Origin of the sequence: Cryptosporangium japonicum (assembly GCF_039524755.1) — a bacterium.
In the GTDB taxonomy this organism is placed as follows: Bacteria; Actinomycetota; Actinomycetes; order Mycobacteriales; family Cryptosporangiaceae; genus Cryptosporangium; species Cryptosporangium japonicum.
On sequence record NZ_BAAAGX010000057.1, the window covers coordinates 1 to 538 of the forward strand.

Below are 538 nucleotides of genomic sequence, written 5' to 3' on the forward strand. Positions count from 1 at the left end.
GGGTGTGGGTTGTCCGCAGGTGTGGCAGGCGCCGGTCCAGGTGGCCAGGAGTCGCTGAAGTGCGCGGATGACCTGGTAAAGGGTCAGGCCGGCGCAGCCGCTTTTGGGTCCAGGCGTAGTTCGGTGAGGAAGAGGTGCGCTGCGGTCACGAGGGTGACGTGGCGGTGCCACCCGTTGAAGGTGCGGCCTTCGTAGTGGTCGAGTCCGAGGCCTGTTTTGAGTTCGCGGTAGTCGTGTTCGATGCGCCAGCGGATCATCCCGAGCCGGATCAGATCAGCCGGATGGGTGTCTTCGGGGAGGCTGGCCAGCCAGTATTTGACCGGTTCGGGCGCCTCGGGTGGCCATTGGGCGATCAGCCAGCGCTCCGGCAGGACACCGTGTTCGTCGCGGGGCAGGCGGTGTCCGGCCGGTCGGACCCGGGCGAACACGAACTCCGAGGCCAGGACACCCCGGGAGCCCTCTCGCCAGGCGACCGGCACCGCGTCCTGGCGGCCGATGGCCAGAGCGAACGCGGCCAGGCTCCGGGCCGGATCCGGAT

At 69.0% G+C, this 538-nt stretch carries 1 protein-coding gene; it reads right to left on the reverse strand.

What is annotated here, in order from left to right; all coding sequences use genetic code 11:
- Positions 1–83 precede the first annotated feature (83 nt).
- Positions 84–538, reverse strand: a 455-nt coding sequence (locus ABD437_RS42910; protein ID WP_344654763.1) for a transposase, incomplete at its 5' end; no start/stop codon positions are given.